Consider the following 17,170-nt stretch of genomic DNA (forward strand, 5'->3'; position numbering starts at 1 on the left):
TTCTGATTGATTGATTGATTGATTTTGATGATTGAAACTCCTAATTTACTGCCTTATGTTCATAACTTAAAATTCTTTTCATTTTCCAGTGATTATTCTCTAAAATCCAAAGATGTAAAAACTTTGCTCTGCCGTCTGCGAATTCTTTTTTTTCTTCCAAAGTCAAATAAAAGAGGTGTTCTCCCGAGTAGATGACGCCATATATAATGCCTTGGTTGCGAAGTATTGAGAAATTTTCGGTATTGGGTAGCACTTCTCTTCTGATTTTATAATTTTTTACACTGCAAAGATTCTTTTTGATGGAATTTACCAAATTATCTGCCCCTACAAGCATTCCTCCTTTATCATGATAGAACTCAATCTGTTCATCCAAATGATTTTTCAAAGTTGCTATCTGACAATTATTATAGTCACTCCAAAATTCTTTATCCAACGATTTTATTTTAGCGATTACTCCAGTTTCATCCGATTGACTTAGAAGTCCGAAATTGACGAATAGTGCAGTTAGTATAAAATATAGCCCTTTCATTATTTTAAGAAGTTGATGGTGAATGGGTAATTGTAATACTGCCCTTCGCTTGCTTTAATGGCACCATATACAATATAGAAAAACTCAATGATTTTTAAAATTACAATGCAGGCACCACAAATAAATCCAAAAATGCCTAAGCCTACAAAATTGTTGATTTCCATATGGTCTAATACGATATTGCCATTTTCAATTTCATTCCAAGAAAAGTTTCCTAAAACAGTTCCTACGATAGCAGGTATAGCTACAATACCCATAATGATAGTATATAATAATACACTTAATTGGAAATTGATGATTTGCTTGCCGTGAAAATCTACAAATGCCGATTCTTTCTTTTTAGTCGTCCATAAAATAATTGGAATGATATAGTTTCCAAAAGGAACAAAGAATTTTGAAAATGCGCTTAAATGTGTAATTGAAGCATAGTTTTTTTCGTGTTTGGTGATTGCTAAAGTTTCCATGATGATTGATTTTTTTTGATTAATGATGTTTTAAATAGTTATAGTAATTAGATAATACTTTCTATAGCTTATTAATTTCTTATACAAAGATAAGGTAAAAAGCAGGTACTATGCAAAACAAAGTAATTGAATTTAACAAAATATTAACAAATTTTGTTTATTCAAGTTTAAAGCTATTTTAAAGGTAATGGGTTTTTAAAGTGGTTGTTAATGAGTGTTTTGTAAAAAAAGGGAAGCTTTAAAGTTCAAATAACTCTAAAGCTTCAGTATTTTTTTTAGTTCTGTTTATTTAAGTATTAATTTCGAGGTCTTTTATATAGTCTTCATTTTCATAGAAAAAAAGCTCAAAAGACTCCATGTGTACGGCAAAGAAATCAAAAATGGTTTGCCAACTTTCTTTTCTATTAATGCTTATTCCTAATAATTCAACCCAAATACGACTTACTACTTTTCCATTTTCTAAATAGAAGTTGCGTTCAAAGATGGCCTCTGGCAAATAGTCCTCAATTAAAATAGTTTTTAGTGATTCTATTTTTTCAAAATAAATTTTTCGCTTTTCTTCATCTCGAGGTTCAATTTCAAGAAGTACTTGCGCTTTTTTGTTGTCAACATAAAATTTAAAGGCAACATCTTTAATCTTAGTATTATACAATAACCATTTGCGAGGATAGGCTTCGGCAAATTGGGTCCAAAATTCTTTCTTTATGAATAAGCTTTCTTCTTTGCTATACATAGTTTTGAATGTTTAATGGTGGTGTATCCAAAAAAAAGTTTTAACTTTATTGAATTGATCAATAATAATTAATGCGATAATTAGGGTTAAAAACTAGGTATGATGGACTTTTCTGAATTTTTAAAATACATTCCAAAAATAGCAAAAGAATCGCTACCTGCAACGCATGCTCACGCAAAAATGGTACCACCAGAACGAATTGAGTTTTTACAAAAACAAAATATGCAAAACGTGGTTCCTAAAAAAGCAGCCGTCATGATGCTTTTATACCCAAAAAATAAATTGACACATTTGGCTTTAATTGTTCGGAATTCCTATCCAGGAATACATGCCTCTCAGGTTGCTTTTCCAGGAGGTAAAGTCGAGTTATTTGACTCAGATTTGTCAGAAACTGCCTTGCGGGAAACGCATGAGGAAATAGGGGTAGGGAAAGATAAAATCAATGTAATTAGGGCATTTAGTCAGGTTTATATTCCGCCTAGTAACTATTTAGTTGCTCCTTTTTTAGGCGTAAGTTATGAAGAACTTTTTTTTGATTTGTGTCCTGATGAAGTTTCTGGGCTTATTGAAATGCCTTTGAATCGTGTTTTAGACGAAGCAAATGTAACTCAGGTAAAAATGACCACTTCTTATGCTGAGGATATCAGTGTGCCAGCATTTCAAATGGATGAACATTTAATTTGGGGAGCAACTGCAATGATGTTGAGTGAACTTAAAGAAATTATAAAAAAAGTCTTGTAAAATTTTTTTACTACATTTGCCGACTTCAAAAATGAAATTATGGGATTGTTAAAGCGAAATCCTTTCGGACATATACTTTTTATTAAGCGTTGGTTAATTCTGATTTTTGGAATTTTTACGCACAAACGTTATAGAGGGTTCAATCAATTACGAATTGAGGGTTCTGAAATTATCCGATCTTTGCCTGATACAAATGTGTTGTTTATTTCTAATCATCAAACTTATTTTGCTGATGTAGTGGCTATGTTTCACGTGTTTAATGCTAGTTTAAAAGGACGTGAAGATAATATTAAAAATGTGGGTTACTTATGGAAACCTAAATTGAATGTGTACTATATAGGGGCTAAAGAAACTTTAGAGGCTAACTTGTTAACTAAAATTATGGCTTATGTAGGTGCTATTTCTGTAGAGCGTACTTGGAGAGCAGACGGAAAAGATTTAGCTAAGGAAGAACAAAAAGAGGTAAATACAAATGATACCGCCAATATAGGAATTGCTTTGAATGATGGTTGGGTAATTACTTTCCCGCAAGGCACAACTAAATCTTTTAAACCTGTTAGAAAAGGAACTGCTCATATTATTAAAAATCATAAGCCTCTAGTAGTTCCTATTGTAATTGATGGTTTTAGACGCTCGTTTGATAAAAAAGGATTAATGCCTAAAAAGAAAGGTATTTTACAAAGTTTTACCATCAAAGAACCTTTGCAAATTGATTACGATAATGAAAGTATCGAAGAAATAGTTGAAAAAATTGAATATGCTATCGAGCAACATCCCTCATTTTTGAAAGTTCTATCGGTAGAGGAAATTAAAGAACAAGAAGAACTTAATAAATTACGTAAGTGGAAATTAGAAAATTAAAAAAAAACTCAGGTAATGTGCCTGAGTTTTTTTTTGATTATCGATGATCAATTTTCTTTAGTTCTTCATAATTTTTCTTTAGTTTTTTTAGTAATCGTCCATAAAATAGATTATAAATAAACCAAAATATCCCTACAACTATAGCTGTGATTACTAGCGAAAAAATACTAATTATAGTGTATACTGTGTAAGGATTAAACGAGTTGAAATTGTTTAAATGCTCTTTTAAACCTAAATATAAGCCGTAACCAAAAAGACTAGCATGTAGAATAGAGAATAGGCTTAAATTGATAATGATATAAAGCTTAACAATTTTTCGCACTTTAAAAATACTACTCATGAGTGCTTTAGTACTCGTATTGGTTTGTATCAATCGGTAAGCTCTGAAGGTTAAAAATACAAAGGTAATAGCGATTAAATAGGAGATAGAAGTTAGTAAATTAGTAATCAACTCCCCATGTTTTATTTTACTAAGGAAATCAATTTCTTGTTTATTGGAATCAATGCTAAAATAAATGTTTAACAAGATGGCTAATACAAGTTCAATTACACTAATAATAAATATCCATTTCACCGCTGAAGAAGAATTTTTATGCAACATGGCATAGATTTTTTCTTCAGAAAATGTAGGGTAGTTTTCTGTTTTATTCCAATTCTTTTTTAATAAATCCAATTCATTCATAAGTTGTCCTGCGTTTTCGTTATGGATTAATAATTTGTTTCAATTTTGTTTTAATACGATTCATTTTTACTCTTGCATTCACCTCGCTAATTCCAAGTGTTTCGGCTATCTCGGTATAATCTTTATCCTCTAGATACATAAAAACTAAAGCTTTTTCAATGTCATTGAGTTGATGTACCGCTTTGTAGAGAAGTTTGATATGCTCTTCTTCTTCATAATTGTATTCTTCTTGGAGTACAAAATGTCTGCCCGTTTCAAATTCAATAGTATTTACAGTTTTGGTCGATTTACGATACAAGGTTATGGCGGTGTTTAATGCCACTCGATATGCCCAAGTAGAAAACTTAGCTTCCCCTCTAAATTGAGGAAATGCTTTCCATAATTGTATGGTAATTTCTTGGAAAAGGTCGTTGTGTTCCTCTTCATTATTGGTGTACAAGCGACAGATCTTGTGTACAAGATTTTGATTCTCTTTGAGTTGGGTTACAAACGATTTTTCAATTTCGGTACTCATATAAGAGTTAGTAGTGTTTATTTGATTTTTGTTACAAAAGAATTAAAATTCAATGGGAATAGCAATGTCAAATTTTAAAATCTAAAAATAATAAGTAATTGGGCTTTTGATTGAATTTTGTAATTGATATTTATATCTTTAAATCCGTAAATCTTTCAATCTAAAATACAGCATGAATATCCCTAATACTTCAAAAAAAAGAGTGGTAATAATAGGTGGTGGTTTTGCAGGCATTGCTTTGGCAAAAAAGCTTAAAAACAAAAATCTACAAGTGGTTTTATTAGATAAACACAATTATCATACATTCCAGCCTTTATTATATCAAGTTGCAACGGGTGGTTTAGAAGCAGGTTCTATTGCTTACCCTATTCGAAAAGTAATTCAAGGCTGTCATGATTTTTATTTTCGATTGACTACAGTTAAAGAGATTGATACGCAAAATCAAAAGGTAATTTCTGAAATTGGCGATTTACATTATGATTATTTGGTGATAGCTACAGGTTCTAAAACCAATTATTTTGGGAATAAAGAAATTGAACGTCATTCTATGTCAATGAAAACGATTCCACAATCGTTGAACATTAGAAGTCTCATTTTAGAAAATTTTGAACAAGCAGTGCTAACAAAAGACGAGACTGAAAAGAAAGCCTTAATGAATTTTGTGCTTGTAGGCGGAGGCCCAACAGGAGTAGAATTGGCAGGGGCTTTGGCTGAAATGAAAAAAGCGATTTTTCAGAAAGATTATCCTGATTTAGATATACAAAAAATGGAAATTCACTTGATTCAAAGTGGTGACAGAATTTTGAATACCATGACTGAAAAATCTTCTGAAGCCTCTGAAAAGTTTTTGAATAGTTTAGGTGTTAAAATTTGGAAAAATGTTAGAGTAACTAATTATGATGGTCGCACCATTTCTACTAATTCAAACTTAAGCCTCGAATCGGCAACGGTAATCTGGACCGCAGGAGTCCAAGGTGCTTGTGTACATGGTTTACCCGCTGAATCGGTTATTGATAAAGTAGCTCGTATTCGTGTCAATGCTTATAACCAAGTAAAAGGGTTTGAAAATATTTTTGCTATTGGAGATATTGCTTCGATGGAAAGTGAGGCTTATCCGCAAGGACATCCTATGATGGCACAACCCGCAATTCAACAAGGGGAATTGTTAGGGGATAATTTGATGAAATTAGCTGAAGGACAATTGATGCAAGCTTTTGAATATAACGACAAAGGTTCTATGGCTACTATTGGTCGTAATTTAGCGGTGGTAGATTTGCCTAAATATCATTTTAATGGTGTTTTTGCTTGGTTTGTTTGGATGTTTGTGCATTTATTTTCCTTGATAGGTTTTAAAAATAAAGCTGTAGTTTTCCTAAATTGGGTTTATAATTACATTCGTTTTGACCGCGAAGGACGATTGATTATCCGACCTTATAAAAAGAAGAGTTTTACTACTTTTACGAGTGATGAAATTTAAATTTGTTTTATTATTGATCTTAAAGTTAGTTTAGAGTATGTACAATTCGTTATTAAAAGCTTATCCCCAAATTGCTGCACAACTTAAACCTTATGAATCGTATTGGAAAGAAGTCTATATTGAACCTAAAAATATACTTCTTCATGAAGGTGCTGTTTCAAAGTCTATGTATTTTATAGTAAATGGAGCGATGCGTTTGTACAGTAATATGAATGGCAAGGAAATTACACTGCAATTCTTCTTTGAAAATAGTTTTGTAGCTTCAATTGAAAGTTTTTTGAAAGAAACTCCCAGTCAATTTACAATAGAGACGATTGAAGCGTGCAAAGTACTTAAAATAGAAAAAGAACTTTGGAAACGAATTTTAGCCGAAAATCCCCAATTAAAAGAGAAACATTTTGATATAACAACTAATCGTTTTATGGATTATATCAATCATCTTTTAGCATTTATACAACAAAAACCTGAACAACGTTATTTTGAATTGCTAAAAAATAAACCCTATATATTACAGCGTGTTCCTTTACAATACATTGCTTCCTATTTAGGAATAACCACAGTTTCTTTAAGTAGAATTAGGGGAAGAATAAGGATATAATATTTAACATTTGTTAATTGTTTTTTTTCATAAAAATTCAATTTTGCGTTTGTAATTAAACGTAAACTTATGAAAGTAGCCATAATTTATAATCATCCCTATTCAGGAAGTTTTTGCAATGCTATTTTGCAAGCGGTTCAAGCAGGTTTGACTCGTGCAAGTCATCAGTTTGATTTGATACATCTAGATAATGAAGGATTTAATCCTGTAATGTCTGCTGCTGATTTGAGAGCCTTTAGGGATAAATCAGCTATTGATCCCAAAGTTTTGGAGTATCAACAACGCTTACAACGAGTAGATCATCTTATTTTTATTTTCCCTATTTGGTGGGAATTAATGCCTGCTATGACTAAAGGATTTGTTGATAAAGTAATCTTTCCTGGGGTCGCTTATGATTATAGCAATGCTAGTAATACCAGAATGAAGCCGCTATTAAAAAATATTTCTGGAGTAACTGTTATTACAACTATGAATACGCCTGGAATTCTGTATCGTCTAATCTTTGGTAATGCAATTCAAAAAGCCTTGCTTAGAGGTACTTTTTGGAAGTTAGGTTACATCAATCGGAAATGGATCAGTTTTAACCGTGTAAAAATGGTTTCTCAAAAAAAAAGAGAAAAATGGTTAGTACAACTGGAAGCTAAATTTGCTAAATTTTAGAAAAATTGGTCATAAAGGTTTCGTATATTTAGCTTAAGTTTTGTTTTTAAATTCATAATTCACTAGCAAATCCAAAAACTTGCTATAACTTTCTATACCATCATCTTGCTGGTTCAGTTTTAAAAAATGGTCGTAAAACCATTCAAAAAATTTATCGATAACACTAGTGTGTTTTAAAGCAAAATCTCGATTCTCTTTAAAATTTTTCAGCACTCCTGGATGAATGGTTTGTAAAAGCGAATGTGCTAATTCTTCATTTTGTAGACTTATACTCTTCAAACAATAACGCAACGCATAGGTATAGCCAGCGTATTTATAATAGTTGTCAGGATGCGAGGTAACTGCTAAATAACCTATGAAATTACATTCACTTTCGCTGGCAAACCCCATTTGATGTGCCATTTCGTGTGCCGTGGTTGCGGGAAGATTGTATTTTGGTGGTAAATAATTAACCTGAGCTTCATTGGTAAAAGGGTTTATGTAGCCGCCAAAACCCATATAAGTCAACGGATAGCTTATCAATGAGTTTTTAATGCTAGGCGTCTCATAGTTAAAGTAGGGATGTTTCAAAACTAAAGCATTATAACCTTTGTCGCTGTCTTTATAAATAGAGGTTAGGGGATAAGGAAATTTAACACTTTTAGCCGTGTCATGGGTAATTAAAAAATGCGTTGCATTGGTTTTAACAATGAGTTTTTTTGTGAATTGGACTAATTCCTCTTGAGAATAATCCGTTTTGAGATGCATTTTGTCATATAGTGGCACTCTGTAATAGTTCAATCCCCATAAAAAATGAAAAAGAAAATAACTTATGGAAAGTAGGTTTACAAACGCTAAAATTTTTGTATTCCAAGACGCTTTTCTGTTTTTATAATACCAAACCAACAGCCAAATTATCAGTCCGCTATATAGGATATCCCCAACGGAGAATGAAAATAATCCGAATACACTTCTTGAAAAACGGGCAATATAGGGGTATATACCATTGCTATAATATTTTTCAACTTGGACAGGAAAGCGAGCAATTACTTTTAAGAGTAGAATTTGAAAGATAAAAAAATAAACTAAAAAGTATTTTCGGTTGGTGATTTGCATTTGTTACTTAAATTGGAAAATTAAAAGTAATAAATTTAGAACGAGTGTAAGAATAACTTTTATCATAATGTTTGTTTTAATTAACCTGCATATTTGTTCACGGCACAATATGCAGGTTGGGGGTAATAGTTTAGTTTGTTTTTCGAGAGTTCAGCTCAGCTTCTATCTCTTTTTTAGTTTTCGAATTTTTGAATAAGAAATACGCAAAGAAGAGTGGGAAAATAGTGAAAAATCCAAATCCATTTTTTATACTACTATAAAAAGCAATACCCACAAATACACCTATTAATACCGCATGGGTTATATCGTTTCTCTTTGCTTTTTTTAGCATTTCTTGTAATTCTTGTTCGTTTAAATCGGATAGTTTTCTGTTGGACATAAAGCTGTTTTTTTTAAGTTATCTTACAATTTCAAAAATACATATTTGTAATAGAAAATAATTTTACTTTTTTTATTTCAAATAGTCAAAAGTGTTAACCATTTTGTATTTTGGACTTCGGCTGATGAAATCTCTGAAATAAGCCGAATGACTGGCGCCTAGAAGGATAAATACACGGTCGTTGGGAGTTAATTGTAAGCGGTTAAGGTTGGAATACATACGCATATTGCGTTGGTAATATTTAGTAGCTTCATCGGCTCCTTCAAATCCATTTTGGGTACCCACATGCGAAAGCATTTCGGCATTAGCTTCAATGAGAAAATTTAAATAAGTATTACTGTTTGTTAATCTTAATTTATCTAAAAGATTTAGTTTGCTGTCATCTACATTTATTTCTGGATAAAATTTAAAAGGGTCTTTGTAAAAGTTATCATGCCAAGAAGCATCTATCGCATTAGGAATTTCTTTGCCAATGAAAAAGTTGTATTCCATTTTATGGTCAATACCATGAATTTTTTTGGTTCCGCATAATCGTCCTATTTCATAAGCCAAGAATTCAATTTCAGATGGATTTTTGAAGGTCATTTTCGGGTTAGTCAGATAAGAGTTGTATTCCGCTTGTAGCTTGTCGTCAAACGAAGGAGGTGTTTCCACAATGATTACTGTAGGCTTGAACTGGGCTAATTTGATAGCAATGTTTTTTATCGAATTCTGATTTTTTTTATCATTTTCATCAAATTCTGTTTTATGTACATCAGAAGTTTCTCCCATGTGAAAAGTCCCCAAATTTAGCACTGGAATTTTTGTGATTTCAGCGGTGGTGTGACGGTCAATGTTTAAATTTGATGATTCTTCCGGTTTGCTCGCCGTAGTTTTTATGCTTTGACAAGCGTACAAGCTAAACAAAACGCTCAAGAGTATAAGTTTGTTTTTCATCTGTATAAAGTTTTATAGTTAATGTTTTACTAGTGTGTCTATGGCTAACCCTAAAAAAAATGCTAAAATTGAAAAGGTTAGCATACCCAACAAATAGGCAAGCAAAGCTTTTATATAATTTGAAATTTTGTCTTTTCCATAAAAATGACCTATTGACCAAGCACAGTACACTATGCCTAAAATGCCTCCTATATTTACTAATTTGACGCCTAACATTCCTTGTAAAACTGCAAATAAGGAAAAGATGAGCATTGCTATTCCCATGACAAAACAGAGTAAAATCAATAGTTCAAAGAGATTATAGCCAAATTTGTTAAAGAATAATTTAAGCCACATGCTAATAAAAATCCCCATAATGATATTGGCATAGCCATAATGGGCTTCAATCCATTGGAAAATTTTAAAAAGTGAGGTTTTTTCAGCGCCTTCAAGCCTAACGTATTTTTCTTCTATGTGAAAAAAATGGGTCAATACCGAATAAATTAGCGAAGTGATGATGATAAAAAGGATGGGTTTTACGAGCCTGCTTCGGTTTTCATTCAAGTATTTTCTAATGTTATGCCCAGGATTTGTAATGAGTTCTCGAATGGTATATAAGATTCCGCGTTCAAAATGCAAGACATGTTCAATTTCGTGAAGGATGTATTGTCCATTGATTCGTTTAATATTTTTAGGTTGCCCACAATCTGGACAAAAATTAGTGGATAATTCAGGATTACAGCTAGTACAGTTCATCTCTATATTTTTTTGGTTAATTGGATAAAGCAAAATTAAAAGCCTATTTTTGAGTTTTGTTTACACTAAAGTTTAAAATTTAGGTATGGAAGATTGGATAAAAAATGAATTAGTTTCAAAAAATCATTTAAAAACGGCATTACATCAGTCTGATGGGGTGATGGGTTGGACGCAACAATTGGTTGAAGCTTTTTCCAGAATGTCGTTCACTTGTTTGTATATAATTGACTATACTACAATGACTTTTGAATATGTTTCGCCCCATCCGTTGTTTTTATGTGGTAATACAGTCGAGGAAGTAAAAGAAATGGGCTATGCCTTTTATTTTAAACATATTCCAGAGAATGAACTGGAGATGTTGCATGTGATTAACGAAGAAGGATTTAATTTTTACCAAAAAATCCCAGTGGAAGAACGACTTCACTATGCTATTTCCTATGACTTTCATTTGGTACATAATAATGGAAATAAAAAATTAGTCAATCATCAGTTAACGCCTTTGTTGCTTACTGAAAATGGTGAACTTTGGAAAGCCATGTGTATGATGAAAACAGCCATCAATACAGAGGCGGGAAATGTGTTGATTTCTAAACATAATTCAAACGAAGGTTGGGCATTGAATTTAGAAACCAAAGTATGGTCTAAATTACTAAAGCCTGAGTTGAACGAAAAGGAATTGGAGACCCTAAAAAAATACGCACAAGGATTTTCTATTGAAGAAATTGCCCAACATCTTTATGTTTCTTTGGATAGCGTGAAATATTATCGCAGAAAAATATTTGAAAAATTTGAAGTGAAAAATATGCAAGAAGCCCTTGGTTATGCCTTGCAACACAAAATTATATAAGAATATTTTAAAATCGATTAAGTGCAAACAAGTGAAACTTCGTAAATTTGAAGCTTTAAAAAATCAAATCTAAAATAATGAGCCAAGAAATAAGAAATCTGGAGCCTAAAGCGCTTTGGAACAAGTTTGCCGATTTAAATTCGGTGCCTCGTCCTTCTAAGAAAGAAGAGCGTGTGATTGCTTTTATGATGGAATTCGGACAAAAATTAGGTTTCGAAACCATTAATGATGAGGTAGGAAACGTTATCATCAAAAAACCAGCTACGGCAGGTATGGAAAAGAGAAAAACCATTGTAATGCAATCGCATTTGGATATGGTGTGTCAAAAAAATAACGATACAGTTTTCGATTTTGATACACAAGGTATTGAAATGTATGTGGATGGTGACTGGGTTCGTGCTAAAGGAACCACTTTAGGAGCTGATAACGGTTTAGGAGTAGCTACGATTATGGCTATTTTAGAAAGTACTGATATTGCGCATCCAGCTATTGAAGCCTTGTTTACCATTGATGAAGAAACAGGAATGACGGGTGCTTTAGGTTTAAAAGGCGGTTTGTTAGAAGGACAAATTCTTTTAAATTTAGATACAGAAGAAGATGATGAAATTGATATCGGTTGTGCGGGTGGTGTAGATGTAACTGCAACTCGTGGCTATGAAGAAGAAGAAACTCCTGAAGGTGCTGTAGGATACACGATTACGGTAAAAGGTTTAAATGGTGGTCACTCAGGGATGGATATCCATAAAGGTTTAGGAAATGCCAACAAAATCATGAACCGTTTGTTGTTTGACGGATTTGAAAACTTCGGGTTACAAATTGCTGAAATCAATGGAGGAAGTTTGCGTAATGCAATTCCGCGCGAGAGTGTGGCTAAAGTGATTATCGCAGGTATGTATGACGAGGCTTTTGTGTTTGATATGCAAGAAGTAATTGGTGATATCAAAGCGGAGTTCAAAACAACGGAACCTAAATTAGAAATCGTGATCGAAAAATCAGAGGTACCCGCTAAAGTGATGGATTTAGGGGTGCAAGAAGGTTTATTACGTGCTATTTATACTGCTCACAATGGGGTGTACCGTATGAGTGCCGATATGGAAGATTTAGTAGAAACGTCAAATAATATCGCTAGAGTAGTGGTTAAAGAGGGTGAAATATCTATCCAAAACTTAACACGCTCATCGGTAGAAAGTTCTAAATTTGATTTGGCTAATGCCTTACGCTCAGCTTACGAATTATTCGGTTGCGAAGTAGAATTTGCAGGAAGTTACCCAGGATGGACGCCTAATGTTAATTCACCTATTTTAGATGTGTTGACTTCTATCTACGAAAAACAAAACGGAGAAAAACCAAAAGTTGTAGCTTGTCACGCAGGTTTAGAATGTGGTATTTTAGGTACTAATTATCCTGGAATGGATATGATTTCTTTTGGACCAACTATTCACGGAGCACACAGTCCAGACGAAAGAGCTAGTATTTCTTCCGCTCAAAAATATTGGAAGTTTGTGTTGGAGATTTTAGAGAATATTCCGGTGAAATAAATGGTAAATAAAAAGAGGCTGTCCAAAAAGTTAAGGACAGCCTTTTTCTTTACTAAAATATTCGGACACCTATAGGAGATAGTTTTCGTATAAGCGATTCTCTGAAACTGAGCTCGACTTTTAGGACACCCTCTTTTTATTTTTTAGCACACCATCTAATTCACCGTCCCTTTTATTTTCAACGAAATCAGACCACCTTCCGTATTCACGGCATTACTTTCCACCATGATACTTTTTCGTATAGGACCGGGAGCCATATTATATTTTACTTCAATTTTGCCACTTCCACCGGGAGCTACCGCCTCTTTTGAAAAAGAAGGTATTGTACAACCACATGTAGATTGGACATTTTTAATAATCAAAGGAGCATCACCTGTGTTTGTAAATTCAAAATAGCGAACCCCATTATCACTTGATTTACTCACATTGCCATAGTCAATTTCCTGTTCTTTAAATTCTATTTTCGCACCCGTTTGGGCTTTGAAACTCAAACTCAATAAGAACATCACTATAAATGTTACTATCTTTTTCATATCAATTTATTGTTAAAAGTAAATTTAGTTCCTTTTATGCACAACACAAAAAAAATCTTATTCTTTTTATATTTAAGCAGTTTACTTACTTTTGCATACAAAATTACAAAAAGTGTACCATAATTTATTTTTTATACTTCAGGAGCGAGTCTGTCTTTAGTCTCAGTTGTCCCTTTTCCCGCTGTCCGCACTACACGGTAGTTGCTTCCATCGGGGCTAGACAGCTATCCATATAATTTTTGTAATCTATCTTAAAAGTAAAACTTTCGTTACACTTTTAAACTTTTAAACTTTAAACAAAGAAAAAAAATGATACCAGCACAGTTTGATCCAAAATCAGTAGAAAAAAAATGGTATGACTACTGGATGGATAATAAATATTTCCATTCTACGCCAGACCACCGTACACCCTATACAATCACTATTCCACCACCCAATGTAACCGGAGTGTTACACATGGGACACATGTTAAACAATACTATTCAAGATGTTTTAATTCGTCGTGCGCGTTTAAAAGGATTCAATGCTTGTTGGGTACCAGGAACAGACCATGCTTCTATTGCTACCGAAGCAAAAGTAGTAGCTAAATTAAAATCAGAAGGAATTAATAAATCTGATTTAACGCGTGAAGAGTTTTTAAAACACGCATTTGATTGGACGGAAAAGTATGGCGGAACCATCTTAGAACAATTAAAACAATTAGGTTGTTCTTGTGATTGGGATCGTACTAAGTTTACCATGGATGATGATATGTCGGGTTCTGTAATCAAATCGTTTGTGGATTTGTACAACAAAGGCATGATTTATCGTGGGTACCGTATGGTTAACTGGGATCCTGAAGCAAAAACAACTTTATCTGACGAAGAAGTTATTTACGAAGAACGTCAAGGGAAATTATATCATTTAAAATATCAAATCGAAGGGACAAACGAGTTTGTAACTATTGCCACAACACGTCCAGAAACTATTCTAGGAGATACAGCTATTTGTATCCACCCAGAAGATGAACGTTATTTTCATTTGAAAGGTAAAAAAGCCATAGTTCCTATTTGTAATCGAGTAATTCCTATCATTTTTGATGAATATGTAGATATGGAATTTGGTACAGGCTGTTTAAAAGTGACGCCTGCTCATGATGTAAATGATAAAACGTTAGGGGATAAACACGGATTAGAAATCATCGATATTTTTAATGAAGATGCTACTTTAAATTCATTTGGCTTGCATTATGAAGGGCAAGACCGTTTTGAAGTGCGTAAAGCGATTGAAAAAGAATTAGAATCGATAGGCGCTTTAGCTAAAGTGGAAACACATACCAATAATGTGGGTACTTCTGAAAGAACCAAGGCGGTAATCGAACCAAGATTATCAGATCAATGGTTCTTAAAAATGGATGAGTTAGTAAAACCAGCTATCAAAGCGGTTTTAGAATCCGATGAAATTAAATTGCATCCTTCTCGTTTCAATAATACGTACGCACATTGGTTAAACAATATTCGAGATTGGAACATTTCACGCCAATTGTGGTGGGGACAACAAATTCCAGCGTACTATTATGGTGATGGTAAAGAAGATTTTGTAGTAGCAGAAAACATCGAAGATGCTCTTGAACTTGCGAAAACTAAAACTGCCAACTCCTCACTGACCACTGAACACTTGCGCCAGGACCCTGACGCACTTGATACTTGGTTTTCTTCTTGGTTATGGCCAATATCCGTTTTTGGTGGTATGATGGATCCTGAAAATGAAGAATTCAAATATTACTATCCAACCAACGATTTAGTTACTGGTCCAGATATTTTATTTTTCTGGGTGGCGCGTATGATTATTGCTGGTTATGAGTACACAGGTGAAAAGCCATTCTCAAATGTATATTTAACAGGATTGGTACGTGACAAACAAGGGCGTAAGATGTCTAAGTCGTTAGGAAATTCACCTGAACCATTAGGACTAATCGAAAAATTTGGTGCCGATGGTGTTCGTGTAGGATTATTATTGAGTTCTTCTGCAGGAAATGATATTTTATTTGATGAAGAATTATGTAACCAAGGTAAAGGGTTTGCGAACAAAATTTGGAATGCGTTCCGTTTGATTAAAGGTTGGGAAGTAGCTGACATTGCGCAACCTGAATCTTCTAAAGTAGCTATCGAATGGTACGAAGCAAAACTGCAAAAAGCATTAGCGGAAATCGAAGATAATTTCGATAAATACCGTATTTCTGATGCGTTAATGGCGATTTATAAATTGGTTTGGGACGATTTCTGTTCTTGGTTCCTTGAAATGATTAAACCAGGATATCAACAGCCTATTGATAGCGTTACTTTTGATAAAGCTATCGAAATGTTAGAAGCGAACTTGAAGTTACTACATCCATTCATGCCGTTCTTAACAGAGGAAATTTGGCAGTACATTGCTGAGAGAACTCCAGAGCAAGCCTTGATTGTAGCGCAATGGCCAGAAATCAAATCGTATGACGAGAAATTAATCGCAGATTTTGATTTTGCAACTGAAGTAATTTCTGGAATAAGAACTATAAGAAAAGATAAAAATATTTCATTTAAAGAAACTATCGATTTAAACGTAGTGAATAACGAAAAGGCTTCCGCTGCTTTTGATAGTGTTATTGTTAAATTAGGGAATATAGCTACTCTAAATTATGTTTCTGAAAAAGTAAATGGCGCTTTATCGTATCGTGTTAAATCAAATGAATATTTCATTCCTGTAGGTGAGGGGATTGATCTTGAGGCAGAAATCAAGAAATTAACAGAGGAATTGAATTATACTAAAGGTTTCTTAAAATCGGTTCAAGGTAAGTTAGCTAACGAAAAGTTTGTTTCGGGAGCACCAGAACAAGTAATTGCTAACGAACGTAAAAAAGAAGCAGATGCTTTAGCTAAAATTACCACTTTAGAGGAAAGTTTAGCTGGGCTGCAATCGTAAATGAAATAAATGTAGTTTGTTATTTAAATAAAAAAAGTCGGTATTTTGAAATTACCGACTTTTTTGTGAATATTAATAAAATTTATGAATAATGAAAATGCAAGGTCGGTTGTGTAAATCGACCTTTTGTTTTTTCCACTCTTTTACCGTCATAGTTTTGATGTATTCTGTAGGTAGCGTAATGTCGCAAGCAATACAAACACTAGTGTTAGGTTGTAAAATTTGTAATACATCTTCTAGGAGTTTGTTGTTCCGATACGGCGTTTCGATAAACAACTGTGATTGTTTTTTCTCAAAAGAAAGTTTTTCGAAGTTTTTTAATGCCGATTTTTTCTCGCCTTTATCAATTGGTAAATAACCGTTGAAAGCAAAACTTTGTCCGTTCATGCCTGAAGCCATCAAGGCTAATAAGATAGAACTTGGGCCTACCAGCGGTACTACTTGTATGCCTTTTTCGTGGGCTAATTTTACAATTACCGCTCCTGGGTCTGCTACACCGGGGCAACCTGCTTCACTCATCAAACCGATGTTTTGCCCTTCTAATAAAGGCTGTATGAAACTTAAATGTTCGTGGTCTTCGGTATGCTTGTTTAAAACACTGATTTTAAGTTCGGGTTGTTTCTTTTCAGGATGAACTGATTTGATAAAACGACGCGCTGTTTTTTCGTTTTCAACGATATAATGGTCTATGAAGTCTATGGTTCTTTTGACCGTATGAGGTAATACATCTTCAGGTGTCATTTCGCCTAAAGTGGTTGGGATAAGGTATAATTTTCCAAGAAAACTTGTTGGTTTCATAGATTTTGTATTCTTTTGTCTAAAATGTTTTAACTATGAACAAAGATAGAATAAAAGAAATAGGTAGAAGTATAGCAATAGGTTTTTTGGTATTGCTTTTTATTTATGCG

General features: G+C 33.3%; 19 protein-coding genes. 8 read left to right on the forward strand and 11 right to left on the reverse strand.

From position 1 onward, the window contains the following. Window positions 1–40 precede the first annotated feature (40 nt). The 3 genes from ACQY29_RS09520 to ACQY29_RS09530 all read right to left on the reverse strand — a co-directional run bounded on the left by ACQY29_RS09520 (window position 41) and on the right by ACQY29_RS09530 (window position 1,726). Window positions 41–529: a hypothetical protein gene (locus tag ACQY29_RS09520; RefSeq protein ID WP_428224963.1), complete on the reverse strand. Its 489-nt coding sequence runs from the start codon at window positions 527–529 to the stop codon at window positions 41–43. Continuing rightward, a complete protein-coding gene (locus tag ACQY29_RS09525) occupies window positions 529–993 on the reverse strand; it encodes a DUF4870 domain-containing protein (RefSeq protein WP_428224964.1) in 465 nt (154 codons plus the stop codon). The genes ACQY29_RS09520 and ACQY29_RS09525 overlap by 1 nt, the downstream gene beginning before the upstream one ends. A gap of 289 nt (window positions 994–1,282) precedes the next feature. After that, complete coding sequence (locus ACQY29_RS09530; RefSeq protein ID WP_428224965.1) at window positions 1,283–1,726, reverse strand: DUF4268 domain-containing protein; 444 nt, start codon at window positions 1,724–1,726, stop codon at window positions 1,283–1,285. A 99-nt stretch (window positions 1,727–1,825) separates the two neighbouring features. On the opposite strand from ACQY29_RS09530, the gene ACQY29_RS09535 reads away from it, so the two are divergent. Beyond that, a complete protein-coding gene (locus tag ACQY29_RS09535; RefSeq protein WP_428224966.1) occupies window positions 1,826–2,467 on the forward strand; it encodes an NUDIX hydrolase in 642 nt (213 codons plus the stop codon). Between the two features lie 39 nt (window positions 2,468–2,506). Continuing rightward, the gene (locus ACQY29_RS09540) at window positions 2,507–3,328 is read left to right on the forward strand and encodes a lysophospholipid acyltransferase family protein (RefSeq protein WP_428224967.1); all 822 of its coding nucleotides are present in this window, start codon (window positions 2,507–2,509) and stop codon (window positions 3,326–3,328) included. A 37-nt stretch (window positions 3,329–3,365) separates the two neighbouring features. Here the strand turns inward: ACQY29_RS09540 and ACQY29_RS09545 are convergent, their stop codons facing one another. Next, on the reverse strand, window positions 3,366–4,010 hold the full coding sequence (locus ACQY29_RS09545; RefSeq protein ID WP_428224968.1) for a hypothetical protein: 645 nt from the start codon (window positions 4,008–4,010) through the stop codon (window positions 3,366–3,368). Window positions 4,011–4,029: 19 nt separating this feature from the next. Next, the gene (locus ACQY29_RS09550) at window positions 4,030–4,524 is read right to left on the reverse strand and encodes an RNA polymerase sigma factor (RefSeq protein WP_428224969.1); all 495 of its coding nucleotides are present in this window, start codon (window positions 4,522–4,524) and stop codon (window positions 4,030–4,032) included. Window positions 4,525–4,696: 172 nt separating this feature from the next. On the opposite strand from ACQY29_RS09550, the gene ACQY29_RS09555 reads away from it, so the two are divergent. The 3 genes from ACQY29_RS09555 (at window position 4,697) to ACQY29_RS09565 (ending at window position 7,259) form a co-directional block, all read left to right on the forward strand. Further along, window positions 4,697–6,001, forward strand: coding sequence for an NAD(P)/FAD-dependent oxidoreductase (locus ACQY29_RS09555; protein ID WP_428224970.1), 1,305 nt, complete (start codon window positions 4,697–4,699; stop codon window positions 5,999–6,001). A 37-nt stretch (window positions 6,002–6,038) separates the two neighbouring features. Next, the gene (locus ACQY29_RS09560; protein WP_428224971.1) at window positions 6,039–6,599 is read left to right on the forward strand and encodes a Crp/Fnr family transcriptional regulator; all 561 of its coding nucleotides are present in this window, start codon (window positions 6,039–6,041) and stop codon (window positions 6,597–6,599) included. 69 nt (window positions 6,600–6,668) lie between these two features. Beyond that, on the forward strand, window positions 6,669–7,259 hold the full coding sequence (locus ACQY29_RS09565; RefSeq protein WP_428224972.1) for an NAD(P)H-dependent oxidoreductase: 591 nt from the start codon (window positions 6,669–6,671) through the stop codon (window positions 7,257–7,259). A 33-nt stretch (window positions 7,260–7,292) separates the two neighbouring features. On the opposite strand, the gene ACQY29_RS09570 is transcribed toward ACQY29_RS09565, so the two are convergent. From ACQY29_RS09570 to ACQY29_RS09585, 4 genes are all read right to left on the reverse strand, one after another. Further along, window positions 7,293–8,354 carry a DUF3810 domain-containing protein gene (locus ACQY29_RS09570; RefSeq protein WP_428224973.1) on the reverse strand — a complete coding sequence of 354 codons (1,062 nt, stop codon included), beginning with the start codon at window positions 8,352–8,354 and terminating at the stop codon, window positions 7,293–7,295. A 130-nt stretch (window positions 8,355–8,484) separates the two neighbouring features. Further along, window positions 8,485–8,733 carry an FUSC family protein gene (locus ACQY29_RS09575; RefSeq protein ID WP_428224974.1) on the reverse strand — a complete coding sequence of 83 codons (249 nt, stop codon included), beginning with the start codon at window positions 8,731–8,733 and terminating at the stop codon, window positions 8,485–8,487. A gap of 72 nt (window positions 8,734–8,805) precedes the next feature. After that, window positions 8,806–9,669, reverse strand: a complete 864-nt coding sequence (locus ACQY29_RS09580; RefSeq protein WP_428224975.1) for a DUF5694 domain-containing protein — start codon at window positions 9,667–9,669, stop codon at window positions 8,806–8,808. 18 nt (window positions 9,670–9,687) lie between these two features. Then, a complete protein-coding gene (locus ACQY29_RS09585) occupies window positions 9,688–10,404 on the reverse strand; it encodes a DUF3667 domain-containing protein (RefSeq protein ID WP_428224976.1) in 717 nt (238 codons plus the stop codon). 85 nt (window positions 10,405–10,489) lie between these two features. Between ACQY29_RS09585 and ACQY29_RS09590 the strand changes: the two genes are divergently transcribed. Beyond that, the gene (locus ACQY29_RS09590) at window positions 10,490–11,251 is read left to right on the forward strand and encodes a response regulator transcription factor (RefSeq protein WP_428224977.1); all 762 of its coding nucleotides are present in this window, start codon (window positions 10,490–10,492) and stop codon (window positions 11,249–11,251) included. A 77-nt stretch (window positions 11,252–11,328) separates the two neighbouring features. After that, complete coding sequence (locus ACQY29_RS09595) at window positions 11,329–12,789, forward strand: aminoacyl-histidine dipeptidase (protein ID WP_428224978.1); 1,461 nt, start codon at window positions 11,329–11,331, stop codon at window positions 12,787–12,789. Window positions 12,790–12,944: 155 nt separating this feature from the next. On the opposite strand, the gene ACQY29_RS09600 is transcribed toward ACQY29_RS09595, so the two are convergent. Next, window positions 12,945–13,322 (reverse strand): DUF1573 domain-containing protein, encoded by a 378-nt coding sequence (locus tag ACQY29_RS09600; protein WP_428224979.1) that lies wholly within the window; start codon window positions 13,320–13,322, stop codon window positions 12,945–12,947. 309 nt (window positions 13,323–13,631) lie between these two features. Here ACQY29_RS09600 and ACQY29_RS09605 point away from each other — a divergent pair, with 309 nt between their 5' ends. Next, the gene (locus ACQY29_RS09605; protein WP_428224980.1) at window positions 13,632–16,262 is read left to right on the forward strand and encodes a valine--tRNA ligase; all 2,631 of its coding nucleotides are present in this window, start codon (window positions 13,632–13,634) and stop codon (window positions 16,260–16,262) included. 72 nt (window positions 16,263–16,334) lie between these two features. Here the strand turns inward: ACQY29_RS09605 and ACQY29_RS09610 are convergent, their stop codons facing one another. Further along, a complete protein-coding gene (locus tag ACQY29_RS09610; protein ID WP_428224981.1) occupies window positions 16,335–17,060 on the reverse strand; it encodes an SAM-dependent methyltransferase in 726 nt (241 codons plus the stop codon). Window positions 17,061–17,170: the final 110 nt, after the last annotated feature.

The sequence above is a fragment of the Flavobacterium sp. genome (assembly GCF_965262375.1).
Lineage (GTDB): Bacteria > Bacteroidota > Bacteroidia > Flavobacteriales > Flavobacteriaceae > Flavobacterium.

What these genes read in the sequence shown, in the direction of transcription:
- ACQY29_RS09520 (WP_428224963.1), bottom strand. Translation starts at nt 529, where the DNA reads ATGAAAGGGCTATATTTTATACTAACTGCACTATTCGTCAATTTCGGA.
- ACQY29_RS09525 (WP_428224964.1), bottom strand. Translation starts at nt 993, where the DNA reads ATGGAAACTTTAGCAATCACCAAACACGAAAAAAACTATGCTTCAATT.
- ACQY29_RS09530 (WP_428224965.1), bottom strand. Translation starts at nt 1,726, where the DNA reads ATGTATAGCAAAGAAGAAAGCTTATTCATAAAGAAAGAATTTTGGACC.
- ACQY29_RS09535 (WP_428224966.1), top strand. Translation starts at nt 1,826, where the DNA reads ATGATGGACTTTTCTGAATTTTTAAAATACATTCCAAAAATAGCAAAA.
- ACQY29_RS09540 (WP_428224967.1), top strand. Translation starts at nt 2,507, where the DNA reads ATGGGATTGTTAAAGCGAAATCCTTTCGGACATATACTTTTTATTAAG.
- ACQY29_RS09545 (WP_428224968.1), bottom strand. Translation starts at nt 4,010, where the DNA reads ATGAATGAATTGGATTTATTAAAAAAGAATTGGAATAAAACAGAAAAC.
- ACQY29_RS09550 (WP_428224969.1), bottom strand. Translation starts at nt 4,524, where the DNA reads ATGAGTACCGAAATTGAAAAATCGTTTGTAACCCAACTCAAAGAGAAT.
- ACQY29_RS09555 (WP_428224970.1), top strand. Translation starts at nt 4,697, where the DNA reads ATGAATATCCCTAATACTTCAAAAAAAAGAGTGGTAATAATAGGTGGT.
- ACQY29_RS09560 (WP_428224971.1), top strand. Translation starts at nt 6,039, where the DNA reads ATGTACAATTCGTTATTAAAAGCTTATCCCCAAATTGCTGCACAACTT.
- ACQY29_RS09565 (WP_428224972.1), top strand. Translation starts at nt 6,669, where the DNA reads ATGAAAGTAGCCATAATTTATAATCATCCCTATTCAGGAAGTTTTTGC.
- ACQY29_RS09570 (WP_428224973.1), bottom strand. Translation starts at nt 8,354, where the DNA reads ATGCAAATCACCAACCGAAAATACTTTTTAGTTTATTTTTTTATCTTT.
- ACQY29_RS09575 (WP_428224974.1), bottom strand. Translation starts at nt 8,733, where the DNA reads ATGTCCAACAGAAAACTATCCGATTTAAACGAACAAGAATTACAAGAA.
- ACQY29_RS09580 (WP_428224975.1), bottom strand. Translation starts at nt 9,669, where the DNA reads ATGAAAAACAAACTTATACTCTTGAGCGTTTTGTTTAGCTTGTACGCT.
- ACQY29_RS09585 (WP_428224976.1), bottom strand. Translation starts at nt 10,404, where the DNA reads ATGAACTGTACTAGCTGTAATCCTGAATTATCCACTAATTTTTGTCCA.
- ACQY29_RS09590 (WP_428224977.1), top strand. Translation starts at nt 10,490, where the DNA reads ATGGAAGATTGGATAAAAAATGAATTAGTTTCAAAAAATCATTTAAAA.
- ACQY29_RS09595 (WP_428224978.1), top strand. Translation starts at nt 11,329, where the DNA reads ATGAGCCAAGAAATAAGAAATCTGGAGCCTAAAGCGCTTTGGAACAAG.
- ACQY29_RS09600 (WP_428224979.1), bottom strand. Translation starts at nt 13,322, where the DNA reads ATGAAAAAGATAGTAACATTTATAGTGATGTTCTTATTGAGTTTGAGT.
- ACQY29_RS09605 (WP_428224980.1), top strand. Translation starts at nt 13,632, where the DNA reads ATGATACCAGCACAGTTTGATCCAAAATCAGTAGAAAAAAAATGGTAT.
- ACQY29_RS09610 (WP_428224981.1), bottom strand. Translation starts at nt 17,060, where the DNA reads ATGAAACCAACAAGTTTTCTTGGAAAATTATACCTTATCCCAACCACT.